The sequence below is a fragment of the Caulobacter sp. GW822-FHT01G02 genome (genome assembly GCF_058802865.1).
The window spans coordinates 152,532-171,601 of the sequence record NZ_JBXAON010000004.1; the positions used below are offsets into that span (position 1 = coordinate 152,532).

17 protein-coding genes and 1 tRNA gene are annotated in these 19,070 nt (G+C 68.7%); 8 read left to right on the forward strand and 10 right to left on the reverse strand.

What is annotated here, in order from left to right:
* Positions 1-134 precede the first annotated feature (134 nt).
* The gene (locus tag AC1RNC_RS12920; RefSeq protein ID WP_492836036.1) at positions 135-773 is read right to left on the reverse strand and encodes a TetR/AcrR family transcriptional regulator; all 639 of its coding nucleotides are present in this window, start codon (positions 771-773) and stop codon (positions 135-137) included.
* A 118-nt stretch (positions 774-891) separates the two neighbouring features.
* On the opposite strand from AC1RNC_RS12920, the gene spt reads away from it, so the two are divergent.
* Positions 892-2,109 (forward strand): serine palmitoyltransferase, encoded by a 1,218-nt coding sequence (spt, locus tag AC1RNC_RS12925; protein WP_492886791.1) that lies wholly within the window; start codon positions 892-894, stop codon positions 2,107-2,109.
* A gap of 125 nt (positions 2,110-2,234) precedes the next feature.
* Here the strand turns inward: spt and AC1RNC_RS12930 are convergent, their stop codons facing one another.
* Positions 2,235-2,852, reverse strand: coding sequence for a 2-hydroxychromene-2-carboxylate isomerase (locus AC1RNC_RS12930; RefSeq protein ID WP_492886792.1), 618 nt, complete (start codon positions 2,850-2,852; stop codon positions 2,235-2,237).
* A gap of 22 nt (positions 2,853-2,874) precedes the next feature.
* Positions 2,875-3,627 (reverse strand): SDR family NAD(P)-dependent oxidoreductase, encoded by a 753-nt coding sequence (locus AC1RNC_RS12935; RefSeq protein WP_492886794.1) that lies wholly within the window; start codon positions 3,625-3,627, stop codon positions 2,875-2,877.
* A gap of 125 nt (positions 3,628-3,752) precedes the next feature.
* Between AC1RNC_RS12935 and AC1RNC_RS12940 the strand changes: the two genes are divergently transcribed.
* A complete protein-coding gene (locus AC1RNC_RS12940) occupies positions 3,753-5,588 on the forward strand; it encodes a DUF885 domain-containing protein (RefSeq protein WP_492886795.1) in 1,836 nt (611 codons plus the stop codon).
* Between the two features lie 110 nt (positions 5,589-5,698).
* Entirely contained in the window at positions 5,699-6,229 is a 531-nt protein-coding gene (gene fabA / locus AC1RNC_RS12945) for a bifunctional 3-hydroxydecanoyl-ACP dehydratase/trans-2-decenoyl-ACP isomerase (protein ID WP_492886797.1), read from the forward strand.
* Here fabA and AC1RNC_RS12950 read toward each other — a convergent pair.
* The 4 genes from AC1RNC_RS12950 to AC1RNC_RS12965 all read right to left on the reverse strand — a co-directional run bounded on the left by AC1RNC_RS12950 (position 6,226) and on the right by AC1RNC_RS12965 (position 8,898).
* Positions 6,226-7,725: a hypothetical protein gene (locus tag AC1RNC_RS12950; RefSeq protein WP_492886799.1), complete on the reverse strand. Its 1,500-nt coding sequence runs from the start codon at positions 7,723-7,725 to the stop codon at positions 6,226-6,228. The two genes, fabA and AC1RNC_RS12950, sit on opposite strands and share 4 nt — an antisense overlap.
* Positions 7,726-7,840: 115 nt before the next feature.
* Complete coding sequence (gene nusG, locus AC1RNC_RS12955; RefSeq protein WP_099581184.1) at positions 7,841-8,398, reverse strand: transcription termination/antitermination protein NusG; 558 nt, start codon at positions 8,396-8,398, stop codon at positions 7,841-7,843.
* 10 nt (positions 8,399-8,408) lie between these two features.
* Positions 8,409-8,726, reverse strand: coding sequence for a preprotein translocase subunit SecE (gene secE, locus AC1RNC_RS12960; RefSeq protein ID WP_492841862.1), 318 nt, complete (start codon positions 8,724-8,726; stop codon positions 8,409-8,411).
* A 96-nt stretch (positions 8,727-8,822) separates the two neighbouring features.
* Positions 8,823-8,898 (reverse strand) — tRNA-Trp (locus AC1RNC_RS12965).
* Between the two features lie 222 nt (positions 8,899-9,120).
* Here AC1RNC_RS12965 and AC1RNC_RS12970 point away from each other — a divergent pair.
* A complete protein-coding gene (locus AC1RNC_RS12970) occupies positions 9,121-9,330 on the forward strand; it encodes a hypothetical protein (RefSeq protein WP_492886802.1) in 210 nt (69 codons plus the stop codon).
* 16 nt (positions 9,331-9,346) lie between these two features.
* On the opposite strand, the gene AC1RNC_RS12975 is transcribed toward AC1RNC_RS12970, so the two are convergent.
* Positions 9,347-9,766, reverse strand: coding sequence for a hypothetical protein (locus tag AC1RNC_RS12975; protein ID WP_395445672.1), 420 nt, complete (start codon positions 9,764-9,766; stop codon positions 9,347-9,349).
* 462 nt (positions 9,767-10,228) lie between these two features.
* Here AC1RNC_RS12975 and AC1RNC_RS12980 point away from each other — a divergent pair, with 462 nt between their 5' ends.
* The 3 genes from AC1RNC_RS12980 (at position 10,229) to AC1RNC_RS12990 (ending at position 14,363) form a co-directional block, all read left to right on the forward strand.
* A complete protein-coding gene (locus AC1RNC_RS12980) occupies positions 10,229-11,056 on the forward strand; it encodes a ferredoxin--NADP reductase (protein ID WP_492841868.1) in 828 nt (275 codons plus the stop codon).
* A gap of 124 nt (positions 11,057-11,180) precedes the next feature.
* A complete protein-coding gene (locus AC1RNC_RS12985; RefSeq protein ID WP_492886804.1) occupies positions 11,181-12,392 on the forward strand; it encodes a molybdopterin molybdotransferase MoeA in 1,212 nt (403 codons plus the stop codon).
* Positions 12,393-12,476: 84 nt separating this feature from the next.
* A complete protein-coding gene (locus AC1RNC_RS12990; protein ID WP_492886806.1) occupies positions 12,477-14,363 on the forward strand; it encodes a polysaccharide biosynthesis protein in 1,887 nt (628 codons plus the stop codon).
* A 6-nt stretch (positions 14,364-14,369) separates the two neighbouring features.
* Here the strand turns inward: AC1RNC_RS12990 and AC1RNC_RS12995 are convergent, their stop codons facing one another.
* Together AC1RNC_RS12995 and AC1RNC_RS13000 are read right to left on the reverse strand one after the other, a co-directional pair.
* Entirely contained in the window at positions 14,370-15,275 is a 906-nt protein-coding gene (locus tag AC1RNC_RS12995; protein ID WP_492886808.1) for an NAD(P)/FAD-dependent oxidoreductase, read from the reverse strand.
* 25 nt (positions 15,276-15,300) lie between these two features.
* Complete coding sequence (locus tag AC1RNC_RS13000; protein WP_492886810.1) at positions 15,301-17,496, reverse strand: catalase; 2,196 nt, start codon at positions 17,494-17,496, stop codon at positions 15,301-15,303.
* 228 nt (positions 17,497-17,724) lie between these two features.
* On the opposite strand from AC1RNC_RS13000, the gene cytX reads away from it, so the two are divergent.
* On the forward strand, positions 17,725-18,987 hold the full coding sequence (gene cytX / locus AC1RNC_RS13005; protein WP_492886812.1) for a putative hydroxymethylpyrimidine transporter CytX: 1,263 nt from the start codon (positions 17,725-17,727) through the stop codon (positions 18,985-18,987).
* The last annotated feature ends 83 nt before the right edge of the window (positions 18,988-19,070 follow it).

The following is a 19,070-nucleotide window of genomic DNA, read 5'->3' on the forward strand; positions in this document are numbered from 1 at the left end:
GGGCTTGGCGGCCCTCCCACGGATTTGAGCGTGTCGTCGAAACGACAAGCACGCCCCAGAACCGGGGTTCGGGAGCGAGGCGCGGCGTTTAGCAGGTGGTCAGGGGAGAGTCAAAGCCTCTAGGGCCCTTTAGCTCAGGCCGCGTTCGGGCAGCGGAGCATCGAATAGAGCTGCGCCGTCAGGCCCGGCCTGGCCGCGTCGGTGGCGCAAGCCGCCGCCGGCGCCAGCACGGCGACCTGGCTGGTTTCCAGGAACACCTCATCGCTGGCGTCGCCGCAGGCCCAGTCGTAGATCGCGCCCAGATAGTTGGCGTAGATCACCCGGCCCAGCCGGTCGGGATCGACGTGCGGCGCGATCTCGCCGGCGGCCTGGGCCTGGATCATCGCCAGGATGACAATCTGGGCGACGTCGCGGCCCAGGTGCGTGCCCTCGAACAGCACGCGCGGGATCCGCACCAGCACCTGGCGATAGAGATGGCTGTCGTCGATATAGAGCTGGGCCGAGGCCCGCGCCGCCTCCAGCGCGAAGGCCACGCCTTTCGCCGAGGAGCGCGACAGCAGCGACTCGACCCGGTTCATGGCCACGTTGATGACCGCCAACCCGACCGCGTCGAGACCGCCGATCAGGTTGTAGATGGTCTGGGGCGAGACCTCGGCGGCCGCGGCGATTTGACTCAACGAGACCTTGTCAAACCCGTGCTCACGCCACAGAACAGCCGCCGCGCCGACGATCTCGGCATATCGGCGCGCCTTGCCCAGCTCCCGCAGAGCCATCCCAGAGTTTGGAATAGAATCCATTTTCATTGATGCGTCTATTTTTAGACTGTATTCCATTTTCCGAACAAGCGGAACCTTACGACCACCCTCCGCGCCGAATTCAGAAAGCACGCACTTGGGACTCTTCGACAGCCACTCCGCCCTGGCCGCCCGCTACGAGACTGCTCGCGCTTCCGGCCAGATGCCGACCGGCGTGGTGATGGACCAGCTCCTCTCGGCCAGCGAGGCGATCATCAACGGCCGCAAGACCGTGACCGTGGGTACGCACAACTATCTGGGCCTGGCCTTCGACGAGGCCAGCATCGAGGCCGCGGTCGAGGCGGTGCGCCGCGAGGGCACGGGCACCTGCGGCTCGCGGATCGCCAACGGCTCGTTCTCGGACCACGTCGCGCTGGAGCGTGAACTGGCCGAGCTGCACGGCATGGCCCACGCCATGGTGTTCTCGACCGGCTACCAGGCCAATCTCGGCATCATCTCGACGCTGGTCGGGGCCGGCGACTTCCTGCTGCTGGACGCCGACAGCCACGCCTCGATCTACGACGCCTGCAAGCAGACGCAGGCCAGCGCCATCCGCTTCAAGCACAACGACGCCGCCGACCTGGACAAGCGCCTGCGCCGCCTGGAGGGCGAGCCGGGCAACAAGCTGATCGTCGTCGAGGGCATCTATTCGATGCTGGGCGACATGGCCCCGCTGAAGGCGATCGTCGAGGTCGCCAAGCGCCACGGCGCCTATATCCTGGTGGACGAGGCCCACTCGATGGGCGTGCTGGGCGACAACGGCTGCGGCCTGGCCGAACAGGAAGGCCTGCTGGATCAGGTCGACTTCGTGGTCGGCACCTTCTCCAAGAGCCTGGGCGCGGTCGGCGGCTATTGCGTCTCCAACCACGAGCAGTTCGACATCCTGCGCATCGCCTGCCGCCCCTACATGTTCACCGCCTCGCTGCCGCCGGCGACCGTCGCCTCCGTGCGCGCCTCGCTGAAAGCCGTGAAGGAACGCCCGCACCTGCGCGCCAAGCTGTGGGCCAATGTCAGCCGCCTGTACGGCGCGTTGGAGGCCGCCGGCTTCCAGCTGGGCTCGACGCCCAGCCCGATCGTCGCGGTGTGCCTGGAGTCGGACGCCACGACCCTGGCCATGTGGCGCGCGCTGCTGGAGGCCGGCTACTACGTCAATATCGGCCTGCCGCCGGCCACGCCGTCGGGCGAGAGCCTGCTGCGCTGCGCCATCTCGGCGGCCCACACCGAGGCGCAGATGGACGGCCTGGCGCAAGCCATGATCCGCCTGGGTCATGAGTTCGGCGTGCTGGCCGAGCAGCGGCTGATGGCCAAGGCTTAGGGGGAGCGAAAACCTCATCCTTCGACACGCTCAGGATGAGGTTTTCTACTGAGATACGGCGCTGAAATTCGTCCTCATCCTGAGCTTGTCGAAGGACGAGGACGGCCCCGCTGATTTGAGCCCCCCTACCCCTTCGCCAACTCGGCCTCGACCTGGCCGAGCCGTTCCTTGCCGAAGAACATCTCGCCGCCGACGAAGAAGGTCGGGATGCCGAAGACGCCGCGCGCGACGGCCGCCTCGGTGTTGGCCATCAGCTGGGCTTTCACCTCCGGGTCGCCTGTCGCCGCCAGCAGGGCCGCGCCGTCCAGGCCGGCCGCGTTCGCCGTGGCGACGAACACCTCCGGATCGTCGAGCTTGAGGCCCTGCTCCCACATGCCCTTCAGCATGGCGCCGAGATAGGCCTCGCCGACGCCCATCCCCATTTCGCTTCTTTGGGCGGCGATCTGGCCGCGCATCAGCAGCAGGGTATTGACCGGGAAGTGCGGATTGAACCGGAACGCGGCCAGTCCGTGCGCTTCGATGAACCGGCGCATCTCCAGCATCTCGTAGTCCATCTTGCCCTTGACGCCGGCGAAGGCGATAGCCGGGGCCTGGTTGCCGGTGGCCTTGAAGATGCCGCCCAGCAGGCACGGCAGCAGGGTCACGCTCGCGCCGTGGCGGGCGGCGATCTCCGGCAGCACCTTCCAGGCCAGGTAGGCGTTGGGGCTGCCGAAGTCGAAGATGAAGTCGACACTCTTGCTCATGGCGTTCACCAGCTTTCTCCCCCTACCAAGTTTCAGAATGGGGCCGCAGGTCGATCTCGTGGGTCCAGGCCGAGCGCGGCTGGCCGTGCAGCCAGACATAGTTCGCGGCGATCTCGGCGGGTTTCAGGATCTCGTCGCGATCCAGCAGGCCCTGGACATCCTCGCGGACCGAGCGGGTGAAGACCCCGTCGATCGCCCCGTCGACCACGACATGGGCCACGTGGATCCCTTTCGGCCCCAACTCCCGCGCCGCGCTTTGCGCCACCGCCCGCAGGCCGGCCTTGGCCGAGGCGAAGGCCGAAAATCCGTCCTTGCCGCGCAGGCTGGCGCTGGCCCCGGTGAACAGGATCGTGCCGCGACCGCGCGGGACCATCACCCGCGCCGCCTCCCGCGCGGTCAGGAAGCCGGCGAAGCAGGCCATCTCCCAGACCTTGCTGAACACCTGGGCCGTGGTCTCGACCAGGCCGAAGCGGACGTTCGCGCCGATGTTGAAAACGACCACCTCCAGCGGCCCGACCTCGGCCTCGATCTGGTCGACCAGGGCGATCATCTCGGCCTCCCGGCGGGCGTCGACGCCGTAGGCGCGGGCCTGGCCGCCGCTCCCCTTCTCGCTTTGGGCGCGGATCTCGGCGGCCAGGGCCTCCAGCTGCTCGAGGTGGCGCGGGCGACGGGTCATGCAGACCGTGTAGCCCTCGGCCGCGAAGGCCTTGGCGATCGCGCCGCCGACCCCGTCGCCGACACCCACCACCAGGCAGGCGCCTTTGGGACTGCTCATCGACCAACTCCTCTATCTCGACGACAGGTTCGTCTTGAATCGCTACGGAGTCGAGGGGCGCTGGCGCGCGCCCCCTGATCGGATAACGTATCTCCGAAACAGCGCAGGGGCGCGGGGGAGTTTTCATGGATCGTCGTCAGTTTCTGCTGGGCGTCGCGCTGACGCCGTTCGCCGTCTCGCCCGCCCTCGCCGCGCCTGGATCCCCATTGGGCGCGAAGGACGCCGAGCTCAAGGCGCTGCTGGACCGGTTCTGGGAAGCCGACCTCGACGCCTCGCCCGAGACCGCCACCAGCCGGGGCCTGGACGTCGGAGCCCGCGCCGGCCAGCGCGCCCAGCTGAACGACGGCTCGCGCGCGGCCCGCACCGCCTGGGTCGCCCAGCGCAAGGACCGCGTCGCGGCCCTGGCCAGGATCGACCCGACCCAGCTGTCGCCGGCCGCCCGCGTCGACCACGAGGTCACCACCTACACCTACAAGCGCATCGTCGAGGGCGGCGAAAAGTTCACCTACGGCGAAGGCCCGGCCGGCTTCGGCTACGCCCCCTATTCGCCCTATGTGCTGAGCCAGCTGACCGGCCCCTACCAGTCCGTTCCGGACTTTCTGGACTCCCGCCACCCGGTGAAGACCAGGGAAGACGCCGAGGCCTATCTCTCGCGGCTGGAGGCCTACGCCAAGGTCCTCGACGACAATACCACGTCGTTCAAGATGGACGCCGCCGCCGGCGTTCTGGCCCCGGACTTCGCCCTCGACGCGGGGCTCGCCCAGCTGAAGCGCCAGCGCGCCCCGGCGCCCGAACAGACCAGCATCGTCCAGTCCCTGGTCGCGCGCGCGGCCAAGGCGGGCCTTTCCAGCGACTGGTCGGCGCGCGCCAGCGCCATCGTCGGCGGCAAGGTGCAGCCGGCCCTCGACCGCCAGATCGCCGCCCTGGAGGCCCTGCGCCCCAAGGCCACTGGCGACGCCGGGGCCTGGAAACTGCCGATGGGCGAGGCCTTCTACGCCGGGGCCCTGGCCTTCCAGACCACCACCCGCCGCACGCCCGAGGAGGTCCACAAGCTGGGCCTCGACCAGGTGGCCGACCTGACCGCCCAGATCGACGTGCTGCTGAAGAAGCAGGGCCTGACCACCGGCACGGTCGCCGCGCGGCTGACGGCCCTGTCGGCCCGCCCCGACCAGCTCTACGCCAACACCGACGCCGGCCGCGCCCAGCTGCTGGCCGACCTCAACGCCCAGACGAAGGCGATCCGCGCGCAGCTGCCGACCCAGTTCCGCACCCTGCCCTCCGCCCCGGTCGAGATCGTCCGCGTGCCGCCCGAGATCGAGGACGGCGCCCCAAACGGCTACGCCCAGCCGCCGTCGCTGGACGGCGCGCGCCCGGGCCGCTTCTACATCAACCTCAAGGACACCACGGAGTGGCCGAAGTTCAGCCTGCCGACCCTGACCTATCACGAGGCCCTGCCCGGTCACGTCTGGCAGGGTTCGATCGCCCTGGGCTCGCAGGAGATCCCGATGCTGCGCCGGGCCGGCATGGGCTTCGCCGCCTATAGCGAAGGCTGGGCGCTCTATGCCGAGCAGCTGGCCGCCGAGATGGGGGCCTACAAGGACGACCCGCTGGGCGAGATCGGCTTCCTGCAGTCGCTGCAGTTCCGCGCCGTGCGCCTGGTGGTCGACACCGGCATGCACCACAAGCGCTGGAGCCGCGCCCAGGCCACCGACTACATGGTCGACAACACCGGCATGCCGCGCTCGCGGGTGCAGCGCGAGATCGACCGCTACTGCATCTGGCCCGGCCAGGCCTGCAGCTACAAGATCGGCCACACCGAGTGGGAGCGCCTGCGCGACGTCGCCAAGGCCAAGGCCGGCGCGAAGTTCGACCCCAAGGCCTTCCACGACGTGCTGCTGCGCGGGGCCATGCCGCTGGTGGTGCTGGAGCAGGTGTTGAGCACGATGACCTTCACCGCCTGACCGCTCAATCTTGACGATCCCGCCGCCGCACCCACAGCTTGAGCAGACCTCGGGCGGATGCGGCGGCGATTGAAGACCGCCCGCGCGGACCTGAGGGACGGGAGAGAGACTTGGCCGATCCGCGCGACTTCCACACGCCCAAGGACCACTACGCCAAGGCCGACCTGCTGGAGTCGGGCCGGGGCGGCTATTTCGGACCGGGCAACGCCCAGCTGCCCGCGGCGCCGATGCTGATGATGGACCGCATCACCGAGATCAGCCTGGACGGCGGCGACTTCGGCAAGGGCCACGTGGTCGCCGAGCTGGATATCACCCCCGACCTCTGGTTCTTCGCCTGCCACTTCATCGGCGACCCGGTCATGCCCGGGTGCCTGGGCCTGGACGCCATGTGGCAGGTGATCGGCTACTGGCTGGGCTGGTCGGGCTCGCCCGGCAAGGGCCGCGCCCTCGGCGTCGGCGAGGTCAAGTTCCGCGGCGACATCACGCCGGCGTCCAAGCTGGTCCGCTACGAGATCAGCCTGCGCCAGGTCCGCCGAGGCAAGCTGGCCCTGGGCCTGGCCAACGGCCGCCTGCTCGTGGACGGCGAATGCGTCTACACGGCCAACGACCTGAAGGTCGGGATGATCGAGAGCCGCGCCTAGAGCATTTTTCGACGAAGTGGACGCCATTCCAGGACCACAAGCATAGCCAACATCGCCGCCGCCGCCCCGCTCGCCAGCGCTCCCCAGCGTTCCTGCCACAGCACGCGGCGCTCGATCCGGTAGACGCCCGGCCGCGCCTCGAAGGTGATCAGCGGCCCCCGGTAGGGGATTTCCTCGCCGTCGCGGGTGATCCGCCAGATCGGGAAGGCCGCCCGGCCCAAGGTGACCGGACCCGCGGCCTGCACGTCGACGCTCGCGCCCCGGGGCAGGCGATCGTAGGCGGAGACGTCGGCCGTCCGCTGCGTTCCCGAGACGCCGGCGGCCGGCAGGCCGTGCGGCAGATATTCGGGCGCCTCGTTCCGGATCGCCAGGACCGTGGCGACGTCCGGCTGGGCGCGCAGAGCCACGGCGGCCTGGGCGATCATCATGGCGACCGGCACGACCAGCACGATCCGCCCCGCCGACAGCGCCAGGCCCTTCGGCGGATGGGCGGCGATCGCGGTGATGGCGGCGAACTCCACCACCACCAGCAGTCGCCAGGGAAACTGCGCCTTGGCCAGCAGCGGCAGATCCCAGACGAAGGGAATCAGACCCAGGGCCGCCAAGGCCGAGATCAGAGTGATCCACGACCAGAAGGTCCGCGACGGCGCGGCCAGCAGCGTCCAGCCCAACGCCGCCCCGGCGAACAGCGCCAGATTCAGCGGCGACAGCCGCCACGCGAACCAGGTGGCCGGCTGATAGTAGGGGCTCCACAGCAGGTCGGTGGAGACCCACCCCTGAAGGGTCAGGGCCGGCAACCAGTAGACCGCGCTAAGGCCCGCGCCCAGGACAGCCGCCGCTATCCCCGGCGCGATGATCGCCGGCGTCTTCACCGCCCTCCAGACCGCCAGCGGCAGGATCAGGAAGACACAGGCCAGCAGCGCTGTCGGCAGGTGCGAAAGGGTCAGGCCGGCGAAGGCCGCGGCCAGCAACACCACGCCCTTTCGGCGAGGCAGAAGCTCGATCCCCATCGCGATCAGCGGCAGCCAGACGAACGCCGCCGCCTCGGCCAGCGCGCCCCGGACATAGAGGTCGGTCAGGTGATAGGGCGCGGCCATGTAGAGGATCGCGCCCAGCAGCGGCAGAGTCCCCCGGAAGCGCAGCCAGGCATACATCGCCAGGCCCGAGCCGAGCAGCAGGGCGTAGGACAGCAGTTGCACGGCGCGCCGTGTCGACAGGCCCAGGAATTCCAGCCCGCCGGCGATCCAGTGAGCGAACGGCGCGTAGAAATAGAAGGTTGGACTGCCCAGCCCCGAGAAGCTTTCCGGGAACCAGCGCGGATAGAGCTCGCCCCGCGCGAAGCCCTCGGCGATCTGGCGAGTCCAGAGGACGTTATAGATCCAGGAATGCGACTCGCCCGGCCCCCACAGGAAGCCCGGCGCGCACAGGATCGCGGCGGCCAGCGCCAGCAGGCCCAGCTCTCGACGCGTGCCGATCGGCGGTGTCAGTCCTCGCAAGGAATCGCTCCCGCCATCCCGCGCTCAACCTGAGGGCGGGCGGGGCCGGACGTCAAAGCAAAAGCCCCGCGCCTTGCGAGCGCGGGGCTTTTTACGTTCAACCGTATCGAAGGGATCAGGAGATCTTTTCGACCTGGGCGTATTCCAGCTCGACCGGGGTGGCGCGGCCGAAGATCGAGACGGTGACCCGCAGGCGGGCCTTTTCCTCGTCGACCTGCTCGACCGAGCCGTTGAAGCTGGCGAACGGGCCGTCGATGACGCGGACGTTCTCGCCGACTTCGTACAGGACGACGGTCTTGGGCTTCTCGACGCCTTCCTCGATGGCGCCGACGATGCGCTGGACTTCCTTTTCGGAGACCGGCATCGGCTTGGAGCCGCTGCCCAGGAAGCCCGTGACCTTCGGCGTGTTCTTGATCAGGTGGTAGGCTTCGTCCGAGAGGTTCATCTTCACCAGGACATAGCCCGGGAAGAACTTGCGCTCGGCGTTGACCTTACGGCCGCGGCGGATCTCGACGACCTCTTCGGTCGGAACCAGGATCTCGGAGAAGTTCTCCTCCAGGCCCTGGTTCTTGGCCTGCTCGCGGATGCTCTCGGCCACCTTCTTCTCGAAATTCGAGTAGGCGTGGACGATGTACCACTTGTGGTTCGGGTTGGACGCGGTTTCGGTGCTCATCGTCTCTATCTTATCCCGAGGTCGCCAGCTTCAGGAGCTGATTGATGGCGAAGCCCAGGCCGCCGTCGACGGCCAGGAAGAACAACGACGCCAGGACCACCATGATGAAGACCATCACGGAGGTGATCCAGGTCTCCTTGCGGCTGGTCCAGGTGATCTTGCGGGCCTCGGCGCGCACCTCACGGAAGAACTGCACCGGCGTGGTGCGCTTCTTCGGCGGGGCGGGCGCGGCGACGGCCGCGGCGGCCCCTGCGGGCGCCATCGCCGCGGCCGTCTTGGCGGCGCGGTTCTTGATCGCTGACGGGCTGGATCCCGGTTTCCTGGCCATGCTCTAGAGGCTCACGACTTCCTAAGTTGGACCCGGACCTACAAACAGCCCGGTGGCCATAGCCGGGCCCGAAAGCGACCCGTCAAACATATATAGTGGCAGGAGTGGGGGGACTCGAACCCACGACTTTCGGTTTTGGAGACCGACGCTCTACCAGCTGAGCTACACTCCTGCGGACCGACCACCCTTTCGGGCCGACGGACATCCGGAGACAGACAGCGCGCCGGAAGGCTTGGAAGCCTCGGCGCGCCACGTCCTGTCGCCAGAGCCGCGCCATTTAGCAGGGTCGCGAACGGCGGGCAAGCGGCGCGCGGAGGTTTGAGCGGCTTCGCGGGCTCGATCGTGGTTTTCTTCCCGGCCCATGGGGTCTCGGCGAGGATCGAAGCCTCGGGCGGTGCGTTCTTACGCCATGCCCACGATCACCAATCCGCCCCAGCCGGCCTCATCCTCCGACCGCCCGTCGAATCGGGAAGTCGAGAACGAGAACCAGAAGCCCTCGCCCCGCGAAGGCGAGCCGCCGCGACCGGCCACCGAGCCTCAAGGCTCGGCCGACAGCACCCGTTCGCCGAAGACCCAGACGGATCCGGGCTCCGGCGAGGGCTAGCGCTCTTCAGTCCAACCTAGCCGGCCTTGGCCAGCTTGGTCTTTTCGCCCTTGTCGGCCGCGGTCGAGTCGCTGGCCGGCAAGGTCGCGCCACACTGGATGCCCAGATACGACCACTTCACGTCCGTCAGCTCGCGGCCGCACTGGGTGTTCTTGCCCGAATCCCTGCCGCGCAGCGAGACCGCGACGCCCTTCGACATGTCCGGCGCCGGACTGGCGCTGCTGATGTCGTAATAGCCGCCGCCACGCCCTTTCACGACGAGACAGTTGGTCTTCTCGACGGGCCGCACGCAGCCCGACGCTGTGACTGACGTGGATTCCACGACAACCTGATTAGCTTGCGCGACTTTCGTCTTCGCGCCGCCGTCACTGCAGGCAGCCAAACCAAACGCTAACAGACCGGCCGCCGCGGCGGCCCCTACGAACCAAACCCGCATACGTTCCTCCGTATCGTTGGCTCCGCGAACGAAGCAAAAGGAAGTCTGCGCCTCGTTTGGAATACCGGCAATCACATTTTTGCCGTTTTCGAAAAACCGGTCCGGCGTCTTGATGGTTCAGGAAAAAGATTGTCCCTAATCGGACGACACACGCACGTGTTTGCGAAACTGAACCATGGCGGCGCAATCCTATGCCGAACAGGCATGACATTTCTTCTTATCTGAATATTTGCTGTCGAACCGAGACGACGCTTTTTCTTACCGCGCGAATACTCAGCCTGATCTTCCGACTCGCCGACACATCGCGGACACCCGGCGCGCGGGCGCGAACCGGCGGCGAAGTTTTTCAGGGGACGACTTTAGACAACCGGCGTTGACATCAAGACGGGCTTGCACAAATGAGACGGGCGTCGCCTCAGGGCCGTGGCGGCGCCCTTTTCTCTCAAGGATTTCAGAGCTCAGATGACGGCCACCGCGACCGCCGCAACGCCGGTTAAAGAAGCCCCTTTCCACGTCGAGAAGGTGCTGTGGGTCAAGCACTGGACCGACCGCCTGTTCAGCTTCGGCATCACCCGTCCGGCGTCCTTCCGCTTCCGCTCGGGCGAGTTCGTGATGATCGGCCTGCCGCCGCGCGAAGAGCTGGGCGAGAAGAAGCCGATCCTGCGCGCCTATTCGGTGGCCTCGCCGCACTTCGCCGAGGAGCTGGAGTTCTTCTCGATCAAGGTTCCGGACGGTCCGCTGACCTCGCGCCTGCAACTGATCCAGCCGGGCGACGACATCCTGCTGGGCAAGAAACCGACCGGCACCCTGGTTCTGGACGCCGTCCGCCCGGGCAAGCGCCTGTTCCTGTTCGGCACCGGCACGGGCCTGGCGCCTTGGCTGGCGGTGGCCCGCGACCCTGACGCCTATAGCCGCTTCGAGCGCGTGATCGTCGCCCACGGCGTGCGCGAGGTGAAGGAGCTGGCCTATCGCGACCTGTTCACCCACGACATCTTCGACGATCCGCTGGTCGGCGACGAGGCCCGCGCCCAGCTGACCTACTACCCGACCGTGACCCGCGAGCCGTTCGAGCGTCAGGGCCGCTTCACCGACCTGATCGAGAGCGGCAAGCTGTTCAAGGACCTCGGCCTGGACCAGACGAAGTTCGACCCCGAGAACGACCGCGCCATGCTGTGCGGCTCGATGGCGATGATCAAGGACACCGCCGCCCTGCTCGAGGCCCACGGCCTGAAGGAAGGCTCCAACGCCGACCCGGGCGACTTCGTGATCGAGCGGGCGTTCGTGGGGTGATGCGGACCCGATAACCTCGTCCTTCGACAAGCTCAGGATGAGGTTATCGAGTGCGTCGACATCAAATTTGTCCTCACCCTGAGCCTGTCGAAGGGCGGGGACGGCATCCTGGACGGAACGGCGCGTGACCAACCTCAAGAATCTCACCGTCGAAGACGCCCGCGCCCGGATCCTGGACGGCGCCGGCCGGCTGGGCGTCGAGACCGTCGCGCTGGAAGCCAGCCTCGGCCGCGTCCTCGCCCAGACCATCACCGCCCCCCGCCCGCAGCCGCCGTTCGACGCCTCGGCCATGGACGGCTGGGCGATCCGGCGGGCGGACTACGCCCCCGGCAAGGCCTTCGCGATCGCCGGCGAGAGCGCCGCGGGCAAGGCCTATCCGCATGAAGTCCGGACCGATCAGGCCGTGCGCATCTTCACCGGCGCGCCGGTTCCGGCCGGCGCCGACCTCGTCGTCATCCAGGAAGAGGCCATCCGCGACGGCGATACGGTCCGCTTCGAAGCGGGCGAGACCCCCAAGTCCAACACCCGCCCGGCCGGCGGCGACTTCCAGGCCGGCGACGTCCTGCTCGAGCCCGGCGTCGTCATCGATCCGTGGCGGCTCAGCCTGATCGCCTCGGCCGGCCTCGGCGAGGTCGCCGTCGCCCGCCGCCCGCGCGTGGCGATCCTGGCCACCGGCGACGAACTGGTCCCGCCCGGCGCCAGCCCGCGCCCGGACCAGATCTTCGAAAGCGGCTCGTTCAGCCTGGTCGCCCTCGTCCAGGCCTGGGGCGGCGAGGCCTTCCGCCTGACCGCCGCGGCCGACGACGCAACCGCCATCGCCGCCGCCGTTCAGCCTGTCGAAGCCGACCTGATCGTCACCATCGGCGGCGCCTCGGTCGGCGACCACGACCTGGTCAAGCCGGCCCTGAAGGCCCTGGGGCTGGAACTCGCCGTCGAGACGATCGCCGTCCGTCCCGGCAAGCCGACCTGGTCCGGCCGCCTTTCGGATGGCCGCCGCGTGCTGGGCCTGCCTGGCAATCCGGCCTCGGCCCTGGTCTGCGCGGAGCTTTTTCTGCGCCCGCTGCTGGCGGCCCTGGCCGGCGGCGACGCCGAGGTCCGCCTGCTCCCGGCTCGCCTGGCCGCCGCCCTGCCCGCCACAGGTCCCCGCGAGCACTGGATGCGCGCGGCCCTGTCCGTCGATCCCGAGGGGCGAACGATCGCCCACGTATTCCCCGATCAGGATTCCTCGCTGGTCAGCGTCTTCGCGCGGGCCGATGCTCTCCTGCGACGACGGGCGGGAGTTTCAGCCGCCTCGGCGAATGACATCGTCGACGTTCTGCCTCTGCGGCGCGGCTGAAACCGCGACGGCGACAATTTCGCGTGCTAAGCCCGGACGAGTTTCCCGGGCGCGACCCGACCTTCAGGCCGAGAGGTTCTATTCATGGGGCATGTTGGCAAGATCGCGGCCCACGTTCTGCTGGCCTCATTGGCCCTGCTGTTCGGGCGATACCTCGTCATCGACATGCCCTTCACGCCCGACACCCTGGTACAGGCGGGCTACTACGGACTAGGCGCTCTGATCGTCGAGCTGCTGTTCCGCGTCGAGCGCGCGCCCTGGCGCTTCGTCTCGGCCAGCGACCACCTGCGCCTGTTCCGCTCGGCCGTGCTGACGGCGGCGACCTTCCTGGCCATCACCCGCCTGGTTCACCCAGGAATCGACGGCGGCCTGCGCATGGTCGCCGGCGCGGCCCTGATCCAGGCCACCTTCCTGTCGGCCCTGCGCGTCATCCGCCGCAGCCTGCACGAGCGCCAGTTGTTCGATTCGGTGCTGCGTCTGGGCCCCGCCTCGATGCAGCCGGCCTTGCCGCGCCTGCTGATCATCGGCTCGGCCAACGAGGCCGAGGCCTTCCTGCGCGCCCCGGCGGGCCTCGGCGAACGCTACGCCCCGATCGGCGTGGTCTCGCCGCATGACCGCGAGATGGGCGACGAACTGCGCGGCGTCTGCGTGCTGGGCTCGATCGCCGACTTCGACAGCGTGCTGGCCCGCCTTCGCGACAGCGGCCTGTCGCCCTCGGCGATTCTGTTCCTGACCGACAGCGCCATGAGCACGTTCGGCGCCGAGCGCCTGGGTCGCCTGAAGACCGAGGGCGTGCGCCTGCTGCGCCGTCACGGCGTGGTCGAGATGGGCGCCGACGCGGCCGCCGTCGCCTCGCTCCGCGAGATCAGCATCGAGGAACTGCTCAGCCGTCCGCCCGTCCGCCTCGACCCCGAGCCTGTCCGCGCCCTGGTCGCGGGTCGCCGCGTCCTGGTCACCGGGGCCGGCGGCAGCATCGGCTCGGAACTGTGCCGCCAGATCGCCGCCAGCGGCTGCGCCCACCTGACCATGGTCGACGCCTCGGAATACAACCTGTTCCACATCGACCGCGAAATGGGCCAGACTTGGCCCGGCATGCCGCGCCGCGAGATCCTCTGCGACGTGCGCGACGCCGCCCGGGTCCGCCGCGTCTTCGCCGAGCAGCACCCCGACATCATCTTCCACGCCGCGGCGCTGAAGCATGTGACCCTGGTCGAGAACCATCCTTGCGAGGGCGTGCGCACCAATGTGCTGGGCACCCGCAATGTCGCCATCGCCGCCAAGGCCTGCGGCGCCGCGCACCTGGCCCTGATCTCCACCGACAAGGCCGTGGCCCCGACCAGCGTGATGGGCGCGGCCAAGCGCGTGGCCGAGGCCGTGGCGCGCCAGTACGGCGGCGGCGGCGACATGCGCGTCAGCATCGTCCGCTTCGGCAACGTGCTGGGCTCGGCCGGCTCCGTCGTGCCGATCTTCCAGAGCCAGATCGCGCGGGGCGGCCCGATCACCCTGACCGACGCCGCGGTCGAGCGCTACTTCATGACCATCCCCGAGGCCGTGCAACTGGTGCTGCGCGCCGTGGCCCTGTCACGCATCGCCTCCGAACCCGAGGCCGGCGTCCTGACCCTGGAGATGGGCGAGCCGGTCAAGATCATCGACCTGGCCCGCCGGATGATCGAGCTGCAGGGCCTGACCCCCGGCAAGGACATCGAGATCCTGATCACCGGCCTGCGTCCTGGCGAGAAGCTGACCGAGACCCTGGTCGACGTGAACGAGATCGCCCGCCCCAAGGCCCCGGGCATCATCGAAGCCCTGCGCCTGGCCGACGCCCCGCTCATCGAACCCGAGCGCCTGCTGGCTCTCGACGCCCTGGCCGAGGACGGCGACGAAGCCGCCGTGCGCGCCCACCTGTTCGAATTGGTCGAGGAGCTGCGTCAGGTCGGACCGTCCAAGGTGGTCAAGATCCGGGCGTCCTGAGACGCGCTAGCGCAGCAGCGGCGCCAGCGCGGCCAGATCGTTGCGCAGCGTGGTCGCGGCGACCCCGGCCTCGCCCATGGCGTGGCTGATCTGGTCCAGACCCAGCACCACATCGCCAGCCGCGTAGAGGCCAGGAATGCTGGTGCGCTGATGGGCGTCGACCTTGATGCAACCGTCCTCGGTGACGGCCGCGCCCAGGGCCCGGGCGAGGTCTGAATGGACATCGGAACCCAGAGACGGATAGACGGCGTCGAAGCGCAGACGGCCCGCCGTGCAGATCACGACCAGACCGTCGTTCTCCAGGTGGAAATCACGCGCCGGGCCGGCGAAACGTTGGACCCCGATGGCGTCGAGACGAGCCCGGGCGGCCTCGTCGAGACCGTCCTCGCCGGTCAGGCCGATCAGGCTAACATCGGCGGTGTAGCTGCGCAGGAACTCGGCCTCGCGGGCGGCGCGCGGACCGCGGCCGACGACCGCCACGGCCTGGTCGGTGACCTCATAGCCGTCGCAGACCGGGCAATAACGCAGGCGTCCCCGCCGCAGCGCCTCGGCGTGGAGAGCCTCGTCCATCAGCGGCCGCCGATTGGTCACCCCCGTGGCGAGGAGGACGGTTCGAGCCGCAATCTCGCGATCGGGTAGCGTGGCGACGAAGCCGTCCGCGCCGCGCCCCAGGCCGCTGACGCGCCCTGCGATCAGCTCCGTTCCGTAGAGGACCGCCTGTTCGCGCATGCGCTCCAGCAACGCCACGCCGGAGATTCCGTCGGGAAAGCCGGCGTGGTTGCGGGTGAGCGGGATCTTCTCGGCGCGGCTGTCGCCGGCGTCGACCACCTGCACGGACAGGTGGAAGCGCGCGGCGTAGATCGCGGCGGTCAGGCCGGCGGGCCCGCCGCCGATGATGAGACAGTCGATCATGGCTGGCGGGCCGCCGAGGCTAGCCTCAAGCCGCCGCGATCACCGGCTTGGGCGGCGGACGCACCAGGGGCTCGCGCACCCAGATGCGGCCGGCCGAAGCCGCGGCGATGAAGTCGTCGAGGCTGGCGTCCGGCAGGGCGATCAAGCCCGCGTCGTCATCGGACCCCACGTCGACGATGCCGCCCGCCGCGAACAGCGGCGCGGCCGAGGGCAGGTAGGCGATGACCTTCAAGTGGCCATAGGCGTCGCGCAGGAAGTTGACCGCCGCCGCCTCGATCGCCAGCTGCTCGCCGCCATCGTTGGACGGCAGGATCGCCACCGCGTCGAACAGCACCGAGGGACCGCCGTCGATCTTGTGGTCGACCGGCAGCAACGCGCCGCTGGCCGTGGTCACGCCATAGATGGTCGGGCCGACGATCTGCAGCTTCGCGCCCGCCGTCTCGACCGCGGTCTTCAGTTTGGCGACCAGCTTGTCGTCGCAGCCGTCGCTGACCAGGGCGCCGATCTTGCGGCCCTCCAGGGTCGGCGCGGCCTTGGCCAGCAGGCTGAGCATGGGCGAGGGGTCCATGTCCTTGGCCGGGACCGGCGCGGGAGCCGGGACGATCTGGCCCGGGAAACCCAGCCCTTCGGCCACCGACTGGGCCAGGAATTCATCGATGTGGATCAGCCGCGACAGCACGGCCTCGCGAACACGGGGCGTCACGCACTTGCTGAGCTCGAAGACCAGGGCCGCGACGATGTGGTCCTGCTCGGGCTTGGTCTGGCTGGCGAAGAACAGCCGGGCCTGGGTGTAGTGGTCGGCGAAGGTCTCCGGCCGCAGGCGCAACTGCTCGCCGGCCTCCGGATTGGGGAAGGTGTGGAAGCCGCTTTCCAGCGACTCACGCGCCACGTCGGCGCCCAGACTGGACGGCTCGTAGTTCACTTGACCCTTGGGGACGCCCATCTGCATGTGACCGTCGCGCTGCAGGTTGTGGAACGGGCACTTGGGCTGGTTGATCGGGATCTGGTGGAAGTTGGGCCCGCCCAGGCGCTTGAGCTGGGTGTCCTGGTACGAGAACAGCCGGCCCTGCAGCAGCGGGTCGTTGGTGAAGTCGATCCCCGGCACCACGTGGGCGGCGCAATAGGCCACCTGTTCGGTCTCGGCGAAGAAGTTGTCGGGGTTGCGGTCCAGCACCATGCGGCCGACCACGCGCAGGGGGATGACCTCCTCCGGGATCAGCTTGGTGGCGTCCAGCACATCGAAGTCGAAGCCGTCGGCCTGCTCCTGGGTGAAGGTCTGCAGGCAGAACTCCCACTCGGGGAAGTCGCCCCCCTCGATGGCTTCCCACAGGTCGCGGCGGTGGAAGTCGGGATCGGCGCCGTTGATCTTCAGGGCCTCGTCCCAGACCACGGACTGCGCACCCAGCTTGGGCCGCCAGTGGAACTTGACGAAGGTGCTGTCACCCGCCGCGTTGACCAGCCGGAAGGTATGGACGCCGAAGCCCTCCATCATCCGCAACGAGCGCGGGATCGCCCGGTCGCTCATCGCCCACATGATCATGTGCATGCTCTCGGGCGTCAGCGAGATGAAGTCCCAGAAGGTGTCATGCGCGGTGGCGGCCTGGGGGAACTCGCGGTCGGGATCCTGCTTGGCTGCGTGGATCAGGTCGGGAAACTTGATGGCGTCCTGGATGAAGAACACCGGGATGTTGTTGCCGACGAGATCAAAATTGCCTGCCTGCGTATAGAACTTCACCGCGAAGCCGCGCACGTCGCGCGCCAGGTCGGCCGAGCCCTTGTTGCCGGCCACCGTCGAAAAGCGGGTGAACACCGGGGTGCGCTCTCCAGGGCGCTGCAGGAAGTCGGCGCAGGTGACGTCGGCGCAGGACTCCAGGCACTCGAAGAAGCCGTGCGCGGCCGAGCCGCGGGCATGGACCACGCGCTCGGGGATGCGCTCGTGGTCGAAGTGCATGATCTTTTCGCGCAAGATGAAGTCCTGCAGCAGCACCGGACCACGCGCGCCGGCCTTCAGCGAGTTCTGGTTGTCGGCGATCGGCACGCCTTGGTTGGTGGTCAGCTGGGTGGCCGGGCCGTCGGCCTGCTGATGCGTTTCGCCGCCGGGAGCGATGAGCGTCTCGCCCTCGGTCGAAGGGCCCGCGGGTTGGGGGACCTTCGTCGAAATCGGGGGCTTAGCGCCCGCGCGCGGGGCCGTCTTGGCCTTGGTTTTCGCCGGGGTGGCCATGAGCATCTTCCGATTGTGTGGATGTGAGAGCCTAACGTCCGCTCGCGGCGCGAGGTTGCGGTCGTGAACTCGACACATCGGCGACTTCGGTATCGCGCCCCGAAGATGACCTGCTAGAGCATTTTCCGACGAAGTGGATACCGGTTCGTCGTCAGAAAATGCGTTAAAACAATACGCTAGAGCTTTTCACCGATCCAATTGGATCGGGAAATGCTCTAGACCGGGCTCATGGCTGAACTCCACGACACCTACGATCCCCTGACCCCCGTGCCGGAAGCGCGCCGGGTCTTCCGCGCTCAGGACGCGTTCTCACTGTGGTTCAGCCTGGGCATCGGCCTGCTGGTGCTGCAGGCCGGCGCGTTCCTGGTCCCCGGCCTCAGCCTGGGCATGGCGCTGGCGGCGATCGTCACCGGCTCGGTGCTGGGCGCCCTGCTGCTGGCCGCCGCCGGCGTGGTCGGGAGCGATACCGGCCTCTCCGCCGTCGGCACGCTGCGGCTGGCGCTGGGCGCGCGCGGCGCGGCGGTCCCGGCGGTGCTCAACGCCATCCAGCTGACCGGCTGGGGCGCGTTCGAGATCATCGCCATGCGCGATTCCGCCGACGCCCTGACCAGGCAGACCTTCGGCTTTTCCAACCCGATGATCTGGACCCTGGCGTTCGGGATCCTGGCGACCTTCCTGGCCATCCAGGGGCCGGTGTCGTTCGTGCGCCGCTTCCTGCGCGCCTGGGGCCTGTGGCTGCTGCTGGCCGGCGCCGGCTGGCTGAGCTGGCGGCTGCTGGCCGAGCACGACCTTGCCGCCCTGCTGGCCAAGGCCGGCACCGGCGAGATGAGCTTCGGGGCCGGCGTCGACCTGGTGGTGGCCATGCCGCTGTCGTGGCTGCCGCTGATCGCCGACTACACCCGCTTCGGCCGCACCAGCGGCGGCATGTTCAAGGGTTCGGCGGCCGGCTATGTGCTGGCCAATATCTGGTTCATGGCCCTGGGCGCGGCCTATGCCCTGGTGTCGGGCGGCGGCGACAACCTGCTGCTGACGGCCCTGGCCGCCAGCGGCGGCGGCGTCGCCCTGTTGCTGATCGTCATCGACGAGACCGACAATACCTTCGCCGACATTCACTCGGCCGCCGTCTCGACCGCGACCCTGGTCCCCGCCAAGCCGGCCAACCTGGCCCTGGTCTTCGGCGCGCTGTGCACGACCATCGCCCTGTTCGCGCCGATCACCCAGTACGAGGGCTTCCTGCTGCTGATCGGCTCGGTCTTCGCCCCGCTGTTCGGCGTGCTGCTGACCGACCACTTCGTCCTGCGCCGCCGCGCCGCCGCCGTGGCCCGGAGCGGCCTGAACCTGCCCGGCCTGCTGGCCTGGGCGATCGGCGTCGCCGCCTATCAGGGCTTGAGCCGCCTGGCTCCGGACCTCGGCGCCACCCTGCCCAGCTTCGTGGCGGCCGGGGTGGTCTATCTGGGGCTGAAGCGGGCGTGGGGCGGCAAGGCGGGCTAGAGCCGAGCGGGGATCGTCCGACTCGACTCTTTGACATGCAGCAATGCGCCGCTGCCGCTGACGGCCAAGGTTGTTCTTGATAG

Bases quoted from the DNA above. Each gene is read 5' to 3' on its own strand.
- AC1RNC_RS12920 (WP_492836036.1), bottom strand. From the start codon at position 773: ATGGCTCTGCGGGAGCTGGGCAAGGCGCGCCGATATGCCGAGATCGTC.
- AC1RNC_RS12930 (WP_492886792.1), bottom strand. From the start codon at position 2,852: ATGAGCAAGAGTGTCGACTTCATCTTCGACTTCGGCAGCCCCAACGCC.
- AC1RNC_RS12935 (WP_492886794.1), bottom strand. From the start codon at position 3,627: ATGAGCAGTCCCAAAGGCGCCTGCCTGGTGGTGGGTGTCGGCGACGGG.
- AC1RNC_RS12940 (WP_492886795.1), top strand. From the start codon at position 3,753: ATGGATCGTCGTCAGTTTCTGCTGGGCGTCGCGCTGACGCCGTTCGCC.
- nusG (WP_099581184.1), bottom strand. From the start codon at position 8,398: ATGAGCACCGAAACCGCGTCCAACCCGAACCACAAGTGGTACATCGTC.
- secE (WP_492841862.1), bottom strand. From the start codon at position 8,726: ATGGCCAGGAAACCGGGATCCAGCCCGTCAGCGATCAAGAACCGCGCC.
- AC1RNC_RS12975 (WP_395445672.1), bottom strand. From the start codon at position 9,766: ATGCGGGTTTGGTTCGTAGGGGCCGCCGCGGCGGCCGGTCTGTTAGCG.
- AC1RNC_RS12980 (WP_492841868.1), top strand. From the start codon at position 10,229: ATGACGGCCACCGCGACCGCCGCAACGCCGGTTAAAGAAGCCCCTTTC.
- AC1RNC_RS12990 (WP_492886806.1), top strand. From the start codon at position 12,477: ATGGGGCATGTTGGCAAGATCGCGGCCCACGTTCTGCTGGCCTCATTG.
- AC1RNC_RS12995 (WP_492886808.1), bottom strand. From the start codon at position 15,275: ATGATCGACTGTCTCATCATCGGCGGCGGGCCCGCCGGCCTGACCGCC.
- AC1RNC_RS13000 (WP_492886810.1), bottom strand. From the start codon at position 17,496: ATGGCCACCCCGGCGAAAACCAAGGCCAAGACGGCCCCGCGCGCGGGC.
- cytX (WP_492886812.1), top strand. From the start codon at position 17,725: ATGGCTGAACTCCACGACACCTACGATCCCCTGACCCCCGTGCCGGAA.